This is a genomic window from Cellulomonas sp. IC4_254, assembly GCF_011603975.1.
Lineage (GTDB): Bacteria > Actinomycetota > Actinomycetes > Actinomycetales > Cellulomonadaceae > Cellulomonas.
The window spans coordinates 1-1,198 of record NZ_JAANNB010000377.1 but is presented as its reverse complement, the minus strand read 5'-3'; the positions used below and the strand labels follow the sequence as shown (position 1 = coordinate 1,198).

General features: G+C 73.8%; 1 protein-coding gene. It reads left to right on the top strand.

Features of this window, described 5'->3' with window-relative positions:
* The coding region (sucB, locus tag G6556_RS18890) for a 2-oxoglutarate dehydrogenase, E2 component, dihydrolipoamide succinyltransferase (RefSeq protein WP_166944690.1) at positions 1-992 on the top strand (992 nt) is incomplete at its 5' end.
* Between the last annotated feature and the right edge of the window lie 206 nt (positions 993-1,198).

The window sequence follows — 1,198 nt, the reverse complement described above, 5'->3', positions numbered from 1 at the left end:
CCGCGCCCGCGCCGCAGCAGCAGCAGGCCGCCCCGGCCCAGGCGCAGGGCTCGTACCTGACGCCGCTGGTCCGCAAGCTGGCCGCCGAGAAGGGCGTCGACACGTCGACCCTGACCGGCACCGGCGTCGGCGGGCGCATCCGCAAGGAGGACGTCCTCGAGGCCGCCGCGAAGGCGGAGGAGGCCGCCAAGGCCGCCGCCGCCCAGCAGGCCCCGGCCGCCGCCCCGTCGGCGCCCTCGGCCCCGGCCGCGGCGCGCACGACCGAGCCGTCCCCGCTGCGCGGCACGACCGAGAAGGCCAGCCGCCTGCGCCAGGTCATCGCCGAGCGCATGGTCGACGCCCTGCACAGCCAGGCGCAGCTGACCTCCGTGGTCGAGGTCGACGTCACCCGCGTCGCCCGCCTCCGCGCCCAGGCCAAGGACTCCTTCAAGGCCCGCGAGGGCGTCAACCTCACGTTCCTGCCGTTCTTCGTGCAGGCCGCGGTCGAGGCACTCAAGGTGCACCCCAAGATCAACGGCGTGCTCGAGGGCAAGGAGATCACCTACCACGGCACGGAGAACATCGGGATCGCGGTCGACACCGAGCGCGGCCTCGTCGTGCCCGTGATCCGGGACGCCGGCGACCTCAACCTGGCCGGCATCGGCCGGAAGATCGCCGACCTCGCCGGCCGCACCCGCGCCAACAAGGTCACCCCGGACGAGCTGTCCGGCGCGACCTTCACGGTGACCAACACCGGCTCGGGCGGCGCGCTGTTCGACACCCCGATCGTCCCGGGCGGCACCTCCGCCATCCTGGGCACCGGCGCGATCGTCAAGCGCCCGGTCGTGATCAAGGACGCCGACGGCGCCGAGGTCATCGCGATCCGGTCGATGTGCTACCTGGCCCTGTCGTACGACCACCGCCTGGTGGACGGCGCGGACGCCTCGCGGTACCTCATGACCGTGAAGCAGCGGATCGAGGAGGGCGCGTTCGAGGCCGAGGTCGGCCTCTGAGCACCGCCTGACGCAGCACGCGACGCCTCGGCGACCCACGTGGTCGCCGGGGCGTCGTCGCGTCCGGGATCGGCCCCGCCGTTGACCGGTCCGCGGGGGCCGACTACCGTGCTCGGGCTCTTTCGACAACGGGTGTCGAAATTTCGGCGCCCCGGACCACGAGGACGTGACCCGATGCGAGCAGCACCCCGCGCCACCGGACGGCG